Below are 16,183 nucleotides of genomic sequence, written 5' to 3' on the forward strand. Positions count from 1 at the left end.
TTTGAGGACTGCGCGATGAAAAACATGCACGTCGGGGTGAAGATCGCCCGTCAGGTCCGAACCGCGGAACACGCGATAGACCAGGCGATGATCGAGGTCTGCAAGCTGATACAGACGTCGCTCGAAGGGCGGGTCGAAGCGCGGCTGGCGGCGGAAGTCGGCCAGTCCGCGCTGGAGGATATCGTCGCGGGTCTCGACCATCTGGCCAAGGTCCGGGCGACAGTGGTCTCAGGTCACGCCGGACTGGCCGAGGTCGCTGAGGTTCACGCCATCGGCTGGCGCATGGAAGGGATGGGCGAAGACAAATCCACGCCGTCCACGCCGACCGCCGTATATCCGATCGCCGCCTGACCGTATCGGAGCCATGCCTTCGCCCCTCTGGATCTTCGGAACCTGCCTGACCATCGTGGCGCTGGGGATGCTGGTCTGGAAGGGCGGTTGGCCCGAACGGCAGGCGGCGGCGGGGCTGTTTTTCGCGCAACTTTTGTCGGGCTGGGTGGACCATCTCGTCCTGGGCCAGTTCCGATGGGCGGTGGCCCTGATCTCACTGGGGCTCCTGGTGCTGCTGGTTCGGTTGAGCCTCCGCTATGATCGCTGGTGGTTGATGCTCGCCGCCGGGGCCCAGTTTCTGGCGCTCGGCACCCACCTGTCCTCCCTGGTGGGGCCGGACGCCCTGACCTGGTCGATCGTGACCACCCGGATGGTGGCCTGGGTCGAAATCATGATTTTGGCGCTCTTTGGCGTCTGGGAAGCGAATGCCGCCCCCTACGCAAGATCAGAACGCCTGAAGACCGGTGCGCTTCTCAAATACAGGGATATTCAATCGTGACCGCTCAAGCCCTCACGAACTTTCTGCCGCTCTTCCGGTCCTGGTTCGAGACCGCGACCATGGCGGACAGGCTCGGCCTGTCCGGTCTCGGGGCGAGCGAAGATAATCTGTTGGTCGAGCTGGATCTCGGGCCGATGGTCGAGGCAGAGGCTCGGTTGTTGAATCACACGCCATCCAACGCCACCGAAGCGGCCTGCCTGCTGGAGATCGTAAGGCAGAATATCGCCGATTCCGGCCGTTCGGACAGTCTGGACGCGCGCGCCCTGGCGTCTGTCCAGACCTGGCTGGCCGATCTGACGATAGGGGGCGAGGGCCCGGCCGTTGAACGGCTCTTGCAGCCTCGCCCCAGACCTTAGCTGTACAGACCTTAGCTGTACGGACCTTAGCCGCGCAGGCCCTTGGCCACGACCAGCAGGGCGTCACGCTTCTCGGCGTCACGGATGCCGCGGAAGGCCGACAGCAGTTCAGCTACGCCGGGCGAGGCCAGAACCAGTTCGTCGCCTTCCGCCACGTCCAGCTCTCCCAGCAGGGCGGCGCCGGTGGATTTCAGTACGGCGGCGATTTGCAACAGGCGAGCCGCCGACACGCGATTGACGCCGCGTTCGTACTTCTGGATCTGCTGAAAGGTCACTCCTGCGCCCGCGGCCAGTTGAGCCTGGGTTATGCGGAGTTCTTCTCGACGGCTGCGGATGCGCGCGCCGATGGCGATATCGATGGGATCTACTGTGTCGCTCATCTTGGCCTTCGGGGGAACGATAATGCACGCCGTCAGGCCCCAAAACCTTCGGGGCGTCAAGCCAAAGCTCGACTTTAAGGGAATGCTACGTACTTAAAATGTGCAGAGCTGCAACTTCAAGTGGAAAACGGGGGTTGGCGTTCGGAGGCGTAGCCAGACGGGCCGCACCGCAGAAGGGCCCTGATCTGACTTTGACCCGAAAAATGGTGCCGCTTGCGTGACTCGAACACGCGACCCCCTCATTACGAATGAGGTGCTCTACCGGCTGAGCTAAAGCGGCCCGGTTGCGAAGGCGAAGCAGCCCGCGCGAGAGGGGCTCTTTATACGGGCGTATCGCGCTTGCCAAGCGCCGCTTTCAAGGTTGCGAGCAATGTCGCCTCGTCTGGCGTCGCCGACACGGCCGGGGTCAGGTCGAGGGCGATCAGGGGCGTTGCGGCGGCGGCCGAAATACAGGCGCAGACGACGTCGGCGAGGCCGCGAGGCGCAAGGGCGGCCCAGGACGCCAGCGCCTGTCCGGCGCGCGGAGAATGAACCAGGACGGCGTCAAAACGGGAGGGAGCGGCTGGAGAGGCCCAGATCGTCCGGTAAACGCTGAGCGGCGCAACGGTGATGTTGCGGGCGTCTGCGGCGTCCAGAGCGGCCGTCATGTCCCCGGCGGGCGTCTCGGCCTGGGGCGCCAGCAGGACCGCGTCGCTCAATTCGGCGGCGATCAGCAGGGCGAGGGCGTTCAGGTCGCCATCGGCGGAGCGGACGGCGACGAAGCCGGCCTGACGCGCGGCCTGGGCGGTGGCGTCCCCGACAGCGAAGACGGGACGGTCGCGGCGCGGCGTCAGGGCGGCGAAGGCGGCGACGCCGTTCGCGCTGGTGAAGGCCAGGGCGGCGAAGCGTTCAAGGTCGGGCAGGGGCGGCGTCAGGCGTTCCATCGCCAGCAGCGGGTGGACCAAGGGCTCGAACCCCATGTCGCGCAGTCGGGCGGCGGTGCGGGACGCCCCAGGCTCGGCGCGGGTGACCCAGACGCGCGGTTTCGGCGGGCTGTGGAGGCGAGGAGCGGTCATCCGTCCAGGCTCGCGGGATCGACCTCCTGGTCGCCGGCGAAGGCGTGAACCTCGCCGCCCAGTCTTTGACCCAGAGCGCGGGCGTCGGCCTCGGTGGGCTGAAACAGCTCGCCGGCGCGGCGCCAGCGGGCCGATCCGTCGGGGCTCAGCATTTCGGTGGTCAGGCGCAGGGTGTCGCCCTCGATCAGGGCGTAGGCGCCGACGGCGGTGCGGCACGACCCTTCCAGCGCGGTCATCGCCCCCCGTTCGGCGGCGACGGCGACGGCGGTGTCGGTATGGTTCAGGGCGGCGACCCAGGGGGCGTCGATGTCCTCGGCGCGAGTCTGGATGGCCAGGGCGCCCTGGCCCGGCGCCGGCAGGAAGGCGTCCAGCGACAGTTTCTCGCGGATATGTTCGGTCACGCCCAGCCGGGCCATGCCGGAGACGGCCAGCAGTATGGCGTCGAAATCCCCCTCGGCGGCGCGTCGCAGCCGGGTGTCGATATTGCCCCTCAGCATCTCGACCTTCAGGTCCGGCCGCAGCGCCAGGGCCTGGGCCTGGCGCCGCAGGCTGGCCGTTCCCAGCCGGGCGCCGAAGGGCAGTTGGTCGAAACTGTCGAAGTCGCGGCTGATGAAGGCGTCGCGGGCGTCCTCGCGTTCCGGGATGGCGGCGATGCATAGGCCCTCGGGCTGTTCAGCGGGGACATCCTTCATCGAATGGATGGCGATGTCGATCCGCCCGGCCAGCAGGGCCTCTTCGATCTCCTTGGTGAACAGGGCCTTGCCGCCCAGCTCCATCAGGCGGCGGTCCTGGATCCGGTCGCCGGTGGTGACGATCTCGACCAGGGGCACGGCGGCCTCGATCTCGGACTCGGCTATGCCCAGGGCCCGGCCGATGGCGCGTTGCATCATGCCCGATTGGGCCAGGGCCAGTTTGGACCGCCGGGTGCCGATGCGGAGAGGAAGGGTCATGAGCGTTGCTTACCGGACGCCGGATCGCTACCTCGACCCGATGGAGAGTTCCGCCGACTATAGCAGCGGCGCCGCAGCGGCAACTGGACGGGATGTCCCCCCCCTTCCTGGTGAAGCCCTGACGGTGCTGGGTCTCGAGACCAGCTGCGACGAAACCGCCGCCTCGGTGGTGCGCCTGCACCCGTCCGAGCGGGGCGGCCGGGCCGAGGTCCTGTCCTCGGTCGTTCACAGCCAGATCGACGATCACGCGGCCTATGGCGGCGTCGTCCCCGAAATCGCCGCCCGCAGCCATGTGGAGATGATCGCCGAAGTCACGCGCCGCGCCATGGCCGAATCCGGCCTGGGCTATGGCGGCCTGGACGGGATCGCCGCGACCGCCGGGCCGGGTCTGGTCGGCGGCGTCATGGTGGGTCTCAGCTTCGGCAAGGCCGCGGCCCTGGCGCGTGGCCTGCCCCTGGTGGCGGTCAATCACCTGGAGGGCCATGCGGTTTCGGCCCGATTGGGCGAGGAAGTCGCCTATCCCTTCCTGCTGCTGCTGGTGTCCGGCGGCCACTGCCAACTGCTCGAGGTGCGTGGCGTCGGCGACATGAGCCGGATCGGCGCCACCATCGACGACGCGGCCGGCGAGGCCTTCGACAAGATCGCCAAGGCCCTGGGCCTCGGTTATCCCGGCGGGCCGGCGCTGGAGCGGCTGGCGCAGCAAGGCGACGGGTCGAAGATCGACCTTCCGCGCGCCCTGTTGGGCCGCAAGGACTGCGACTTCTCCTTCTCGGGTCTGAAGACGGCCGCCTTCCGCATCGCCCAGACCTGCGAGACCGAGCAGGACAAGGCCGATCTGGCCGATGCGGTCCAGAGCGCCATCGCCCGCCAGCTATCGGATCGGTCCGAGCGGGCCCTGGCCGCCTATGCCGAGACCCATGATCACCGGCTGTTCGTGGTGGCGGGCGGCGTCGCGGCCAACAAGACCATTCGCGCCACCTTGCAGGCGACGGCGGCGAAACACGGCTTCGACTTCCTGGCGCCGCCCATGGCCTATTGCACCGACAACGCCGCCATGATCGCCCTGGCGGGGGCCGAGCGGCTGGCCCTGGGGCTGACCAGCGACATCGACGTGGTCGCCCGGCCGCGATGGCCGCTGGACGAAGCGCGCGCCCTGGCCGATCCTTCGCACAAGCCCGGCCGCAAGGGCGCGAAATCATGACCAACGAGACCGCCTCGGGAGGGCGCATGGAATTCCGCACCGCAGGGGTCATCGGCGCCGGCGCCTGGGGCACGGCCCTGGCCCAGGTCTGCGTCCGCGCCGGCCTGGAGGCGACGCTTCAGGCGCGCGAGCCCCAGCTGGTCGAGACCCTGGCGACGACGCGGGCCAATGACCTGTATCTGCCGGGCGTCACCCTAGCCGAGGACCTGAAATTCACCGCCGATCTGGCCGATCTGCGCGACTGCGACCTGATCCTGGCCGTGCCCCCGGCCCAGCATATGCGGGCGACCCTGACGGCCTTTGCGCCCCATCACCGCGCCGGCGTGCCGGTGGTGCTCTGCTCGAAGGGGGTCGAGCGCGGCACGATGAAACTGATGACCGAGGTGCTTGCCGAAACCCTGCCGGACGCCCCTGCGGCGGTCCTGTCCGGCCCCAGTTTCGCCGGCGAGGTGGCGCGCGGCCTGCCGACCGCCGTCACCCTGGCCTGCGCCGATCCGGTCCTGGGCCAGGCCCTGCTGAACACCCTGTCGGCGCCGGGCTTCAGGCCGTATCTGGCCACCGACCTGATCGGGGCCGAGGCGGGCGGAGCGTTGAAAAACGTCCTGGCCATCGCCTGCGGCGTGTCCGAGGGACGTCAGCTGGGGCGCAGCGCCCACGCCGCCCTGATCACGCGCGGCTTTGCGGAAATGACCCGCCTCGCCGTCGCCATGGGCGGACAGGCCGAGACGGTGGCGGGCCTGTGCGGCCTGGGCGACCTGGTCCTGACCTGTTCCAGCCCCCAGTCGCGCAACATGAGCCTGGGTCTGGCCCTGGGCCAGGGCCAGACGGTCGAACAGGCCCTGGCCGGCAAACGTTCAGTGGCCGAAGGCTACGAGAGCGCGCCGGCCGTGCGCGCCCTGGCCGCGCGGCTGGGGGTGGAGACTCCCATCGCCGAAGGCATCGCGGCCCTGCTGGCGGGCGAGATCACCGTGGACGGCCTGATCGACGGACTGTTGTCGCGCCCGCTGAAGGCCGAACGTGTCTGAAGAGGCGCCGATCGAGCGCAAACGGGTCTGGAAAACGCCGCCCGGCGTAGCCCTTTGCGCCGAGGACGACATCGCCGAGCCCGGCGCGCGCGGCTTCGTCTTGCAGATCGGCGAGGCCTTTTTTCATGGGTTTGTCGTGCGCAAGGACGGTACGGTCGCCGGCTGGATCGACCGGTGCCCCCACGCCGGCTTCCCCATCGCCATGGAACTGGACCGCTATCTGACGCCGGATGGGTCGCTGATCCTGTGCGGCTGGCACGGCGCGGTGTTCGAACCCCTGACCGGCGAATGCAAGGGCGGTCCCTGCGCCGGCGGACGGCTGACGCCCTGGCCGGTGACGACCAGCGGCGGAATCATCCGCACGGCCTAGCGGTTTCAGTCCAGCGGCTGGGGCCGGGTCACGACCGGGGCGTTCGGGTCAGTCTGGGCCGGGCGCGCGACGGTCGGCGCAGGTGCGACGACGACGACCGGGGCCGGCGTTTCAGGCTGGGGTGTCGCGACGGCCGCCGGGGTCTGAGCCGCCGGGGCACGGGGCGCCGGGGTTTGCGCGGTGGATTGCGCCGGAGTCTGGGGACGCGTCGTCGTCGCGGGTCGAGCAGACGAGGTCGGGGCGGCCGTCGGAGCCGCCGCAGGCCGGACGGCTGGAACAGCGGGTGTTTCCTCGACCGGCGCGGCTTCGACGGGCGTGGGCGCAGCGGTCTCGACCGGCGGGGGTTCCACAGGCGCAGCGGCCGGCGTCACGGCTTCGGGCGCCGCCGCCGGAGCGGGCGCGACCGGCGCGGTGACGGGGGCGGGACGCAGGGCGAACCACAGGCCGCCGCCGACCGCCAGCACCGCCAGGAGGCCGCCGCCGATATACAGCGGCAGGCGCGACGGCCGCCGGGTCGCGGCCCGCGCGAAACTGGGCGTGACCGACGGGGCGGCCTCAACAGCAGGAGACGGCTCAGCCGGGGCCAGGGCTGGGACCAGGGCTGGGGCCACGACCACAGGCGCCGATTGCGGCTCGGCCGATACGGGGGGCAGGGAGGCGGGCGCCGAAGGCGCGTCCGTCACAGCACCGCCGGGCAGGGGCCGCACGGTGGTGTCGGCGCTGGGCAAGGGTGTGGGCTCTGGCTGTGGCGCAGGCGTCGGCGTCAACGGACCGGCGCCCTGACGCGCCTGGGGGATCAGCGAGCCGCTCAGGATATCGCCGCCGGCGCGCGGCGCTGGGACACGGCGCGGCGGCTCCTGGGCCTGTCTCGAAACCGGGCCCGAAATCTGGCCCCCGCCCTGGCCTGTCTGGCCCAGCGGCGTCTTGCGCAGCGGGCGGTTGGGGATCCGGTCCAGCGGATTGGGCGCGATCGGCACGGGTCCGACGTGGAAGGTCGTCGCGGGCATACGCCCCCAGGTCACCTGTTTGCGCACGAACGGCTCCGGCGGTCTCCCAGATGGACCGTTCGAGGCGGGCGGCGTGGCGGGTGTGATCTTGGCGTCGTCGGACATAATACTCTAATCGCTGGGGATATGGCCGGTTTCGTGACGGTTCACGCCTTCAGCCGGTACCCGGTCTTGAACATCCACATGACCACGCCCAGGCACAGGGCGAAGAAGCCCAGGGTGGCGGCCACGCTGGTCCCGATCGCCACGTCGCCCGCGCCGTAGAAGGTCCAGCGGAAGCCCGAGATCAGATAGACCACTGGATTGAACAGGGCCACGGTGCGCCAGCCGTCGGGCAACATGTCGATCGAATAGAAGGATCCGCCCAGGAAGGTCAGGGGCGTCACGATCAGCATCGGAATGAAGTTCAGCTGTTCGAAACTGCCGGCCCAGATGCCGATGATGAAGCCGAACAGGCTGAAGGTCACCGAAATCAGCACCAGCATGGCCAGCATCATGACCGGGTGCAGCACCTGCAGCGGCACGAACAGGGCCGCAGTCGCCAGGATGATCAGGCCCAGCACCGCCGACTTGGTCGCCGCCGCTCCGACATAGGCCAGCACCACCTCCAGCGACGACACCGGCGCCGACAGGATTTCGTAGATGGTGCCGGTGAATTTCGGGAAATAGATGCCGAAGGAGGCGTTGAAGATCGACTGGGTGAACAGGCTCAGCATGATCAGGCCCGGCACGATGAAGGCGCCATAGGCGACCCCGTCGACCGCCTCCATCCGGCCGCCGATGGCGCTGCCGAAGACGACGAAATACAGGGCGGTGGTGATCACGGGCGTGACCACGCTCTGCCAGAGGGTGCGCAGGGCCCGCGCCATCTCGAACCGATAGATGGCCCAGACGCCATGTCCGTTGAAGTTCATCAGGCGGCCTCCCCGTCGCGGTGGACCAGGCTGACGAAGATGTCTTCCAGCGAGCTCTGGCGGGTGTTCAGATCCTTGAAGCCGATGTTCAGCCGTTCCAGCCGGCGGATCAGGCCGGGCACGCCGGTGTCGTCGGCGTTGGCGTCGAAACTGTATTCCAGCTCTCCGCCGTCGGGGCTCAGCGCCAAGTCCCATTCGGACAGGTCGGCCGGCAGGGCGGCCATGGGTTCGATCAGGTTCAGGGTCAGGGTCTTCTTGCCCAGTTTCTTCATCAGGGCGGTCTTTTCCTCGACCAGGATCAGTTCGCCCTTCAGGATCACGCCCACCCGGTCGGCCATCTCCTCGGCCTCCTCGATATAGTGGGTGGTCAGGATGATGGTGACGCCGCGCTCGCGCAGCTTGCGCACCATGGCCCACATGTCGCGGCGCAGTTCGACGTCGACCCCGGCGGTCGGTTCGTCCAGGAACAGGATGTCCGGCTCGTGGCTCAGGGCCTTGGCGATCATCACCCGGCGCTTCATCCCGCCCGACAGGGTCATGATCTTGGAGTCGCGCTTGTCCCACAGCGACAGGTCTTTCAGGATCTGCTCGATCAGGGCCGGGTTCCCGGGCTTGCCGAACAGGCCCCGGCTGAAGGTGACGGTGGCCAGCACCGTCTCGAAGGCGTCGGTGGTCAGCTCCTGCGGCACCAGGCCGATCTTGGTGCGGGCGGCGCGGAAATCCTTCCTGATGTCGTGACCGTCGGCGACCACCGTCCCCGTCGTGGCGTTGACGATGCCGCAGACGATGGAGATCAGGGTGGTCTTGCCGGCCCCGTTCGGACCCAGAAGGGCGAAGATCTCGCCCTTCTCTATGGTCAGATCGACGCGTTTCAGCGCCTGCAGCCCGGACTTGTAGGTCTTGGTCAGGCCTTGGATTTCGATAACCGGCATCGGCGCTTCCTGTCCCCTGGAGCGAATGCGCCGGGCGTCTTGGTGGCGCGAATATGGCGTGCCGTGGCTGCGGCTCAAGGGGGAGAGCGAACTGAGACGTCGAGAAGCCGTTGTTAACCTAACACCTGCACCTTAGCCGTTCCCATCGCCCGTCTTCGGGAGTGTTCTTTGTCTTCGCTGTCAGCAGCCCGTCGCGCCGCCCTTCAGGCGGTGGTCCAGGCCGCGCCGGACGCTGTCCTGGCGCAGCTCGGCGTCGCTGCGCCCTCGCTGGGAGGCGGAAAGGCGGCCGAATTCGCGTTGCTGGTGGCTGAGGAGGTCCGCGACCGCGTCCGGCGCGACACCGCCTTCGCGCCCCTTCTGCCGATGTTTCGGCCCCGCGCCGACGGCGTGCCGGCCCTGGTTTTTCCCAGCGCCGTCCTGACGCGGGTCTGGCGCGAGGCGAGAGCGGGGGAGGAGGCTTTCCTGGGACTGCTGGACGGGGCGGGCGCCGTCGAAGGCGAGTGGACCAAGGCGGCCGACCGGCTGTGCGCGCGCGCCGCTGCAGTGCTGCGGGATCGGCCGGGAGACGTCTGGCCGGGGGACATCTCCGGTCCGGCGTCGCCTGGCTCGGCGGTAACGGCGATACGCGCCACTTCAGCGGAACTGGCGGGCTGTTTCGACCTGGTGCCCCTCACGCGAACCGCCTTGCCGCGCTTGCCGGTCTGGCTGGAGCGACCTGATAGCAATCAGGCGGCCGGGCTTCGACTGCTGATCCAGGACTGTCTCGAGATATCGCCGGACGGCGGTCGGCGGATGATCGACATCCTTTTCGCCCACGTCGCCGACGCGGAACGTATGCTGAGAGTCGTGACGCGGACCAACCGTCTGGCCGACACCGAGGCTATTCTCAGCCATTCCGAAATGGGCGGCTTCGTCGAACGCCTGCTCGCCGCGGTCCAGACACGGGTCCGGCGCATCGCCGCCGGCCTGTCGCCGCGGAACGGAGCGGACATGGCGCCGGTGGTCGAGGACGCGGCCTGGTGCGCCGGCGTGCTGGCCGAAATGGACATGTGTCTTCAACTGCGGCCGGACTCGCCCTGGGGCAAGGCCGCGCGAATGGCGCGGATCGAGGTCGTGGGCCAGTTGTCGAGACTGATGAAGTCGACCTCGGCCGCGGTGCACGCCGCTCTGCCGATGAAACGCCAGGTGCTGGCCGGTCGCATGACGCGCCTGTGTCCCTGGCTGGAGGCTCCGGTCAAGGGCGAGTTGATCGAAGCGGCGGCCGTCCTGCTTTCGTCTGTCGCAAGGCTGCGGGGCGCGGCGGTCACCTTCGGCTGCGAGGCCGACCGCCAGGGCCTGAGGGCCGAGTTGACCGACTATCTGTCCACCTGGGCCAACGAGGCGCTGGACAGCATCGCCGACGGCGGCGTCGCCGACCCGGATCCGCCGCTGCGTCTGATCGGGACCGCTGCGCGATTCCTGACCCTGATCGAGGCGCTGGAAGCGGCCAGAGCCATCCGCCGCCGCGCCGCCGCCGCCGAGGCCGCCCAGGCGATGCGTCCAAAGGTCGCCGAGGCCGCCTTTGCGACAGCCGGCTTCACTGGGGCCTCGCCCGCCGCCGCCTGATGCGATAGACGGCGCAAATGATCGCCTTCTGGATAATGACCGGCCTGGCGGCGGCGATGGCCGCCCTGCTGGTGCTGGCCGGGGCGCGACGCGGGGCCGATCCGACGGCGGGCGTCGAAGCGGATATCGGCGCGCGCGAACTGGACGAGCTGGACCGGCTGAGAGCCCGCGGCCTGCTGGACGAAGCCGCATACGCCGCCGCGCGGGCCGAAGCGGGGCGCAGACTGTTGACCGGGCATGTCGCCGCGACGCCGACGGCCGGACGTCTGGACCGGTTCTGGACGCTTGGCGGCATCGCAGCAACCGTGGCCGCGGCCCTCGTCCTCTATGTCCTGACCGGATCGCCTGGCGCGGCGGACCAGGCCTATGAGCGGCGCGTCGATGACTGGGCGAACCGTTTGGACACGCTGGAGCCCGCCCAGCTGGCCGCAGTCACCGCGCGCGTGGTCGAACAGAGGCCCGGGGACCGTCAGGCCCTGGCCATGCTGGGCGCCGCCCGTTTCGCCGCCGACGATCCCTTGGGCGCCGCTTCGGCCTTCCGCCGGTTGATCGAACTGGACCCGATGGACGCCCAGGCCTGGGCGCGGCTGGGCGAGAGTCTGGTGCGGGCCAATGACGGCCAGATCGGCGGCGACGCCGAGGCCGCCTTCCGCGAGGCGCTGAGCAATGATCCCGACCAGTTGGGCGCTCGCTTCTTCCTGGGCGAGGCGGCCCTGCGTCGGGGCGATGCGGCGGCGACGCGGGCCCTGTGGTCGCCGCTGATCGCCGCCCTGGACCCGGCCGATCCGCGCCGGATCGATCTGGAGCGCCGACTGCCGGCGGGGACGCAATGACACGTTGGTCGCGCGGGTCGAGGCCGGTATATGCGGCCGGTCTGTCCTCCGAGCTCGGATGTTACGCCGCATGAGTTGGCTGCCGAAATCGCCGAAGGCGCGCCGTCGCCTGTGGGTGGTCATCGCCGTGGCCCCCATCCTGGCCCTCGCCGCGGGTCTGTCGCTGTGGGCCATGCAGGACAGCGTGACCTTCTTCTATTCGCCGTCCGAGGTGACCGCCGAAAAGGCGCCGGTCGGGCGCAACATCCGTCTGGGCGGCCTGGTGCAGACCGGCAGCGTGCAGAAATCCGGCGACGGCCTCGTCGTCTTCACGGTCACCGACAATATCGCTACGACCCGGGTCCAGTATCACGGCGACCTGCCAGACCTGTTCCGCGAAGGGCAGGGGATCGTGGCCCAGGGATCGTTCGGCGCCGACCGGGTCTTCCACGCCAGCCAGGTTCTGGCCAAGCACGACGAAAACTATATGCCGCGCGAGGTCGCCGACCGGATCAAGGCCAAGGGCGAATGGCGACCGGAGACGAAAGGGATCAATCCGCTGTGATTGTGGAACTGGGGGCCTTCGCCCTCTCTCTGGCCCTGGCCCTGTCGATTCTGCAGACGGCTCTGTCGGCGGGCGGGCGGGCGCGGCGCAGCCCGGTCCTGGCGGGCGCGGCGCAAGGGGCGGCCCTGGCGGCGGCCGGCGCCGTGGCCCTCAGTTTCGCGGCCCTGATCTACGCCTTCGTCGTGTCTGACTTCTCGGTCTCCAACGTCGCGGCCAACAGCCATACCGACAAGCCGATGCTGTACAAGGTCGCCGGCGCCTGGGGCAGTCACGAGGGGTCGCTGCTGCTGTGGTGCCTGGTCCTGACCGTCTTCGGCGGCGCCCTGGCCCGCGCGCGCGGCCTGCCGTTCGGGCTGAAGGCCTCGGCCGTGGCGGTGCAGGGCGCGCTCGGGTCGCTGTTCCTTGCCTTCGCCGTCTTCACCTCCAGCCCCTTCACCCGGCTGGACCCCGCGCCGTTCCAGGGGGCGTCGCTGAACCCGCTGTTGCAGGATCCGGCCCTGGCCGTGCATCCGCCGCTGCTCTACGCCGGCTATGTCGGCTTCTCCGTCTGCTTCTCCCTGGCCGTCGCCGCCCTGATCGAGGGCCGGGCGCAGACGGCCTTCTGGCCCGCCTGGGGCCGGTGGGTGCGGCCCTGGGCCCTGGCCAGCTGGGCCTTTCTGACCGTTGGCATCACCCTGGGGTCGTTCTGGGCCTATTATGAGCTGGGCTGGGGCGGCTGGTGGTTCTGGGATCCGGTCGAGAACGCCTCCTTCATGCCCTGGCTGGCCGGCGCGGCCCTGCTGCACAGCGCGGTGGTGACCGAGCGGCGGGGGGCGCTGGCGGGCTGGACGGTGTTTCTGGCCCTGCTGGCCTTCAGCTTCTCCATGCTGGGCGCCTTCCTGGTGCGCTCCGGCGTCCTGACCAGCGTCCACGCCTTCGCCGTCGATCCGCAGCGCGGCCTGATGCTGCTGGCCATTCTCGGGGTCACGGCGGGCGCCGCCTTCGCCCTGTTCGCCTGGCGCGCGCCCCAGCTGAAGGGCGGCGGCCTGTTCGCCCCCGTCAGCCGCGAGGGCGCCCTGGTGCTGAACAACCTGTTCCTGACCGCGGCGGCGGCGACCGTCCTGCTGGGCACCCTCTACCCGCTGATTCTGGAGGCGGCGTCCGGCGCCACCATCTCGGTCGGCCCCCCCTACTTCGCCGCCACCTTCGTGCCGCTGATGACGGTCGCCTTCATCATCCTGCCGGCCGGGCCGCTGCTGGCGTGGAAGCGCGGCGACCTGCCCGGGGCGATGCAGAGGCTGGCCGTCGCGGCGGGCCTGGCGCTGGTCAGCGCCCTCGCGGCCTACGCCCTTTGGGAGCCGAAAAGGGCCTTTGCCGCCGCCGGCATCGGCCTGGGCGCCTGGTTGATCCTGGGCTCGCTGGCTGAGGTCGCCGAACGGGCGCGCCTGTTCCGCGCCTCGGGCGCCGAGACGATGCGTCGTCTGAAAGGTCTGCCGCTGGGCGCCTGGGGCATGAGCCTGGCCCACCTGGGCCTGGGCGTCTTCATCCTGGGGGCGGTGGTCGAGACCGGCTTCAAGGCCGAGGCCGCGCGCGCCCTGTCCCTGGGCTCGAGCGTCTCCGCCGGCCCCTGGACCGTGACCCTGGACCAGATACGCGTGGTCGAAGGCCCCAACTATCTGGCCGAGCAGGGCCGTCTGACCGTGCGGCCGGCGAACGACCGGGGCCGGGCGACGACGGTGACGGCTGAGCGCCGCTTCTTCCCTGCCGGTGGCCAGACGACGACCGAGGTCGGTCTGGATTTCCGGGGTCTGGACGACGTCTATGTGGTGATGGGCGAGCGGGCGGGGACGCCGGACGCCCCGGCCTGGGTCGTGCGGCTGTACTGGAATCCGTGGGCGCGACTGATCTTCCTGGGACCGATGATCATGGCGTTCGGAGGGCTGCTGTCCCTGCTGGACCGTCGCCTGCGGCTGGGCGTCGGCGCGCGGCGGAGGACGGCGGCGTGAGGCGGTTGTCGATCCTGCTCGCCGCGCCGGTCCTGGCGCTGATGCTGACGGCGGCCGAGCCCCCGGCTGCGCCTGACCGTCCGCTGAACGATCCGGCCCAGGAGGCCCGCGCCCAGGCCCTGTTCAAGGACGTCCGCTGCGTGGTGTGCCAGCATGAGGCCATCGCCGACAGTCCGGCGGGCGTGGCCGGCGACATGCGCCGCCTGATCCGCGAGGAGATCGCGTCCGGCGCCTCCGACCAGGCGGTGCGCGACGACCTGGTGCGCCGGTTCGGCGACTATGTGCTGTTCACCCCGCCGGTGCGGGCCGGGACCTGGCTGTTGTGGTTTGGCCCCTTCGCTCTGGCGGCGCTGGCGGCGCTGGTTCTGGCGCTGCGCGCACGCCGCCCGACGCCCGACGCCGCACCGCTTTCGCCGGACGAGGAACGGCGGCTGGACGAAGTTCTCCGAAATGAGAAGCTTCGCCGCGATCTGGACGCAACCTCGCCTCACGACGGGCGCTAGTCGAGATCATCCATCGAACGCCGGAATTGGCGTCACGGCCGTTCCGCCTATATCAATCGCGAAGACGGGGTGGTTTCGCCTCGACAAAGGATCGCAAGGACCACGATGCTGAAGCGTAAAGAGTTCATTCTCGGGGCCGCGGCCGGCCTCACCCTCGCGGCGGCGGCGACGGCGGGCGGGGTCATCAACTGGCCCGGCGCCCACGCGGAACCGCAGGCGGTGAACCGGATCACTCCGCTGCCGGCCAATGGCGACAGCTTCTCGCCCCCACCCGGCGCGCCCAACAGTTTCGCCAACATCTTCGATCAGGTCGCGCCGGCCGTCGTCCAGATCGACGTGACGGTCAAGGTCGACCAGCCCCAGGGCGGCGCCTTCCAGATCCCCGGCCTGCCGTTCCAGTTCGTCCCGCCTCAGGGCCGGGGCGGTCAAGGCGAAGAGGCCGAGCCCAAGACGACCCAGGGCGCCGGTTCCGGCTTCTTCATCTCGCAGGACGGTTTCATCGTCACCAACAACCACGTCGTCGCCGACGCCACCGAGATCAAGGTCAAGATGTCGGACGGTCGCGAACTGCCGGCGCGGCTGATCGGTCGTGATGAAGGCACCGACCTGGCGGTGATCAAGGTCGATGGTGACAACTTCAAATACGTCAGCTTTGAAGAGACGGCCCAGCCCCGCGTCGGCGACTGGGTCATCGCGGTGGGCAATCCCTTCGGCCTGGGCGGCACGGCGACGGCGGGTATTGTCTCGGCCAAGGCCCGCGACATCGACCCGTCCGGCTACAACGACTACATCCAGATCGACGCCGCCATCAATCGGGGCAACTCGGGCGGACCGACCTTCGATATCTACGGCCGCGTTATCGGCGTGAACTCGGCCATCTATTCGCCGACCGGCGCCTCTGTCGGCATTGGCTTCGCTATCCCGGCTGAGGTCGCCAAGACCGTCACCTCGCGTCTGATGCAGGGCCAGACGATCGAGCGCGGCTATGTCGGCGTGGGCATTCAGGACCTGCCGCCGGGCGGAGCCGAGGCCTTGGGCCTGCCGGAGGGTGTCAAAGGCGCCCTGGTCGGCGACGTCACGTCGGACGGACCGGCCGAAAAGGCGGGCGTCCAGGTCGGCGACATCGTAATTCAGGTCAACGGCCGCGATATCGACGGGTCGAGCGAGCTGCGGCGCTTGGTGGCGGCGACGCCTGCGGGGCAGACGGTCCGCTTCGTGGTGCTTCGCGACGGTCGCCGCCAGGAACTCGCCATCCGCGCCGCCAAACGACCGTCCGAAGCCGAGCTGAATGCGGCTGACGGTGGATCGGGGGGCTCAGCTTCTCCGTCGAACCCCTCCGCTTCGGACACGGTCGAGGGCATCCGGGTCGCCCCTCTGTCCGCCGCGGTTCGCCAGCGCTACGGATTGTCGGCCGATGTTCAGGGCGTGGTCGTCCTCGAAACCGCTCCGGGCTCGAAAGCGGCTCAGCTCGATATTCCCGCCGGCGCGGTCATCCAGCGCGCCAACAACCAGGTGGTTACATCCCCCGCCGATCTCTCGCGCGCCATAGCCGCCGCGCGGGCTGCAGGTCGGCCGGGCGTGCTTCTGCTGGTTCGCACGCCGAGAGGCGCGCGATCGGTGGTGCTCGAACTGCCGAAAAACTGATCGGCAATCTGACTAAGCCGTAACTCACTGAATCGCCGCCGATGCGCTAC

At 69.5% G+C, this 16,183-nt stretch carries 18 protein-coding genes and 1 tRNA gene; 12 read left to right on the forward strand and 7 right to left on the reverse strand.

Annotation, left to right across the window (positions count from 1 at the left end; all coding sequences use genetic code 11):
* The first annotated feature begins 15 nt into the window (after positions 1 to 15).
* Genes ACVPT3_RS02325 through ACVPT3_RS02335 form a run of 3 tightly spaced genes read left to right on the forward strand, consistent with a single transcriptional unit; the run spans position 16 to position 1,185 of the window.
* Positions 16 to 351 carry a hypothetical protein gene (locus ACVPT3_RS02325; protein ID WP_492042612.1) on the forward strand — a complete coding sequence of 112 codons (336 nt, stop codon included), beginning with the start codon at positions 16 to 18 and terminating at the stop codon, positions 349 to 351.
* Between the two features lie 13 nt (positions 352 to 364).
* Entirely contained in the window at positions 365 to 829 is a 465-nt protein-coding gene (locus ACVPT3_RS02330) for a hypothetical protein (protein ID WP_492042613.1), read from the forward strand.
* Positions 826 to 1,185 (forward strand): hypothetical protein, encoded by a 360-nt coding sequence (locus ACVPT3_RS02335; protein WP_492042614.1) that lies wholly within the window; start codon positions 826 to 828, stop codon positions 1,183 to 1,185. Before ACVPT3_RS02330 ends, ACVPT3_RS02335 begins: the two co-directional genes overlap by 4 nt.
* A gap of 26 nt (positions 1,186 to 1,211) precedes the next feature.
* Here the strand turns inward: ACVPT3_RS02335 and ACVPT3_RS02340 are convergent, their stop codons facing one another.
* The 4 genes from ACVPT3_RS02340 to hemC form a co-directional block, all read right to left on the reverse strand.
* The gene (locus ACVPT3_RS02340) at positions 1,212 to 1,565 is read right to left on the reverse strand and encodes a helix-turn-helix domain-containing protein (protein ID WP_292121304.1); all 354 of its coding nucleotides are present in this window, start codon (positions 1,563 to 1,565) and stop codon (positions 1,212 to 1,214) included.
* 204 nt (positions 1,566 to 1,769) lie between these two features.
* A tRNA-Thr gene (locus tag ACVPT3_RS02345) sits at positions 1,770 to 1,845 on the reverse strand.
* 40 nt (positions 1,846 to 1,885) lie between these two features.
* Positions 1,886 to 2,620, reverse strand: coding sequence for a uroporphyrinogen-III synthase (locus ACVPT3_RS02350; RefSeq protein ID WP_492042615.1), 735 nt, complete (start codon positions 2,618 to 2,620; stop codon positions 1,886 to 1,888).
* Positions 2,617 to 3,570: a hydroxymethylbilane synthase gene (hemC, locus tag ACVPT3_RS02355; protein ID WP_492042616.1), complete on the reverse strand. Its 954-nt coding sequence runs from the start codon at positions 3,568 to 3,570 to the stop codon at positions 2,617 to 2,619. The genes ACVPT3_RS02350 and hemC overlap by 4 nt, the downstream gene beginning before the upstream one ends.
* Here hemC and tsaD point away from each other — a divergent pair.
* From tsaD to ACVPT3_RS02370, 3 genes are read left to right on the forward strand one after another with little or no spacing between them, the layout of a single operon-like run.
* Positions 3,569 to 4,771, forward strand: coding sequence for a tRNA (adenosine(37)-N6)-threonylcarbamoyltransferase complex transferase subunit TsaD (gene tsaD / locus ACVPT3_RS02360; RefSeq protein WP_492042617.1), 1,203 nt, complete (start codon positions 3,569 to 3,571; stop codon positions 4,769 to 4,771). The genes hemC and tsaD overlap by 2 nt on opposite strands.
* 26 nt (positions 4,772 to 4,797) lie before the next feature.
* Complete coding sequence (locus ACVPT3_RS02365; RefSeq protein WP_492043774.1) at positions 4,798 to 5,796, forward strand: NAD(P)H-dependent glycerol-3-phosphate dehydrogenase; 999 nt, start codon at positions 4,798 to 4,800, stop codon at positions 5,794 to 5,796.
* Positions 5,789 to 6,166: a Rieske (2Fe-2S) protein gene (locus tag ACVPT3_RS02370; protein WP_492042618.1), complete on the forward strand. Its 378-nt coding sequence runs from the start codon at positions 5,789 to 5,791 to the stop codon at positions 6,164 to 6,166. The genes ACVPT3_RS02365 and ACVPT3_RS02370 overlap by 8 nt, the downstream gene beginning before the upstream one ends.
* 5 nt (positions 6,167 to 6,171) lie before the next feature.
* Here the strand turns inward: ACVPT3_RS02370 and ACVPT3_RS02375 are convergent, their stop codons facing one another.
* Genes ACVPT3_RS02375 through ACVPT3_RS02385 form a run of 3 tightly spaced genes read right to left on the reverse strand, consistent with a single transcriptional unit; the run spans position 6,172 to position 9,019 of the window.
* Positions 6,172 to 7,278 (reverse strand): hypothetical protein, encoded by a 1,107-nt coding sequence (locus ACVPT3_RS02375; protein WP_492042619.1) that lies wholly within the window; start codon positions 7,276 to 7,278, stop codon positions 6,172 to 6,174.
* 41 nt (positions 7,279 to 7,319) lie between these two features.
* Positions 7,320 to 8,087, reverse strand: a complete 768-nt coding sequence (locus ACVPT3_RS02380) for an ABC transporter permease (protein ID WP_492042620.1) — start codon at positions 8,085 to 8,087, stop codon at positions 7,320 to 7,322.
* Positions 8,087 to 9,019 (reverse strand): ABC transporter ATP-binding protein, encoded by a 933-nt coding sequence (locus ACVPT3_RS02385; protein WP_492042621.1) that lies wholly within the window; start codon positions 9,017 to 9,019, stop codon positions 8,087 to 8,089. Before ACVPT3_RS02385 ends, ACVPT3_RS02380 begins: the two co-directional genes overlap by 1 nt.
* Before the next feature lie 168 nt (positions 9,020 to 9,187).
* On the opposite strand from ACVPT3_RS02385, the gene ACVPT3_RS02390 reads away from it, so the two are divergent.
* The 6 genes from ACVPT3_RS02390 to ACVPT3_RS02415 all read left to right on the forward strand — a co-directional run bounded on the left by ACVPT3_RS02390 (position 9,188) and on the right by ACVPT3_RS02415 (position 16,133).
* A complete protein-coding gene (locus tag ACVPT3_RS02390) occupies positions 9,188 to 10,624 on the forward strand; it encodes a hypothetical protein (RefSeq protein WP_492042622.1) in 1,437 nt (478 codons plus the stop codon).
* A gap of 17 nt (positions 10,625 to 10,641) precedes the next feature.
* Complete coding sequence (gene ccmI, locus ACVPT3_RS02395; RefSeq protein ID WP_492042623.1) at positions 10,642 to 11,457, forward strand: c-type cytochrome biogenesis protein CcmI; 816 nt, start codon at positions 10,642 to 10,644, stop codon at positions 11,455 to 11,457.
* 70 nt (positions 11,458 to 11,527) lie between these two features.
* Positions 11,528 to 12,001 carry a cytochrome c maturation protein CcmE gene (gene ccmE / locus ACVPT3_RS02400; protein ID WP_492043775.1) on the forward strand — a complete coding sequence of 158 codons (474 nt, stop codon included), beginning with the start codon at positions 11,528 to 11,530 and terminating at the stop codon, positions 11,999 to 12,001.
* Complete coding sequence (locus ACVPT3_RS02405; RefSeq protein ID WP_492042624.1) at positions 11,998 to 13,986, forward strand: heme lyase CcmF/NrfE family subunit; 1,989 nt, start codon at positions 11,998 to 12,000, stop codon at positions 13,984 to 13,986. The genes ccmE and ACVPT3_RS02405 overlap by 4 nt, the downstream gene beginning before the upstream one ends.
* The gene (locus ACVPT3_RS02410; RefSeq protein WP_492042625.1) at positions 13,983 to 14,489 is read left to right on the forward strand and encodes a cytochrome c-type biogenesis protein; all 507 of its coding nucleotides are present in this window, start codon (positions 13,983 to 13,985) and stop codon (positions 14,487 to 14,489) included. The genes ACVPT3_RS02405 and ACVPT3_RS02410 overlap by 4 nt, the downstream gene beginning before the upstream one ends.
* A 105-nt stretch (positions 14,490 to 14,594) precedes the next feature.
* On the forward strand, positions 14,595 to 16,133 hold the full coding sequence (locus tag ACVPT3_RS02415; protein WP_492042626.1) for a Do family serine endopeptidase: 1,539 nt from the start codon (positions 14,595 to 14,597) through the stop codon (positions 16,131 to 16,133).
* Positions 16,134 to 16,183 lie beyond the last annotated feature (50 nt).

The sequence above is a fragment of the Brevundimonas sp. FV1ps31S genome, from assembly GCF_058681265.1.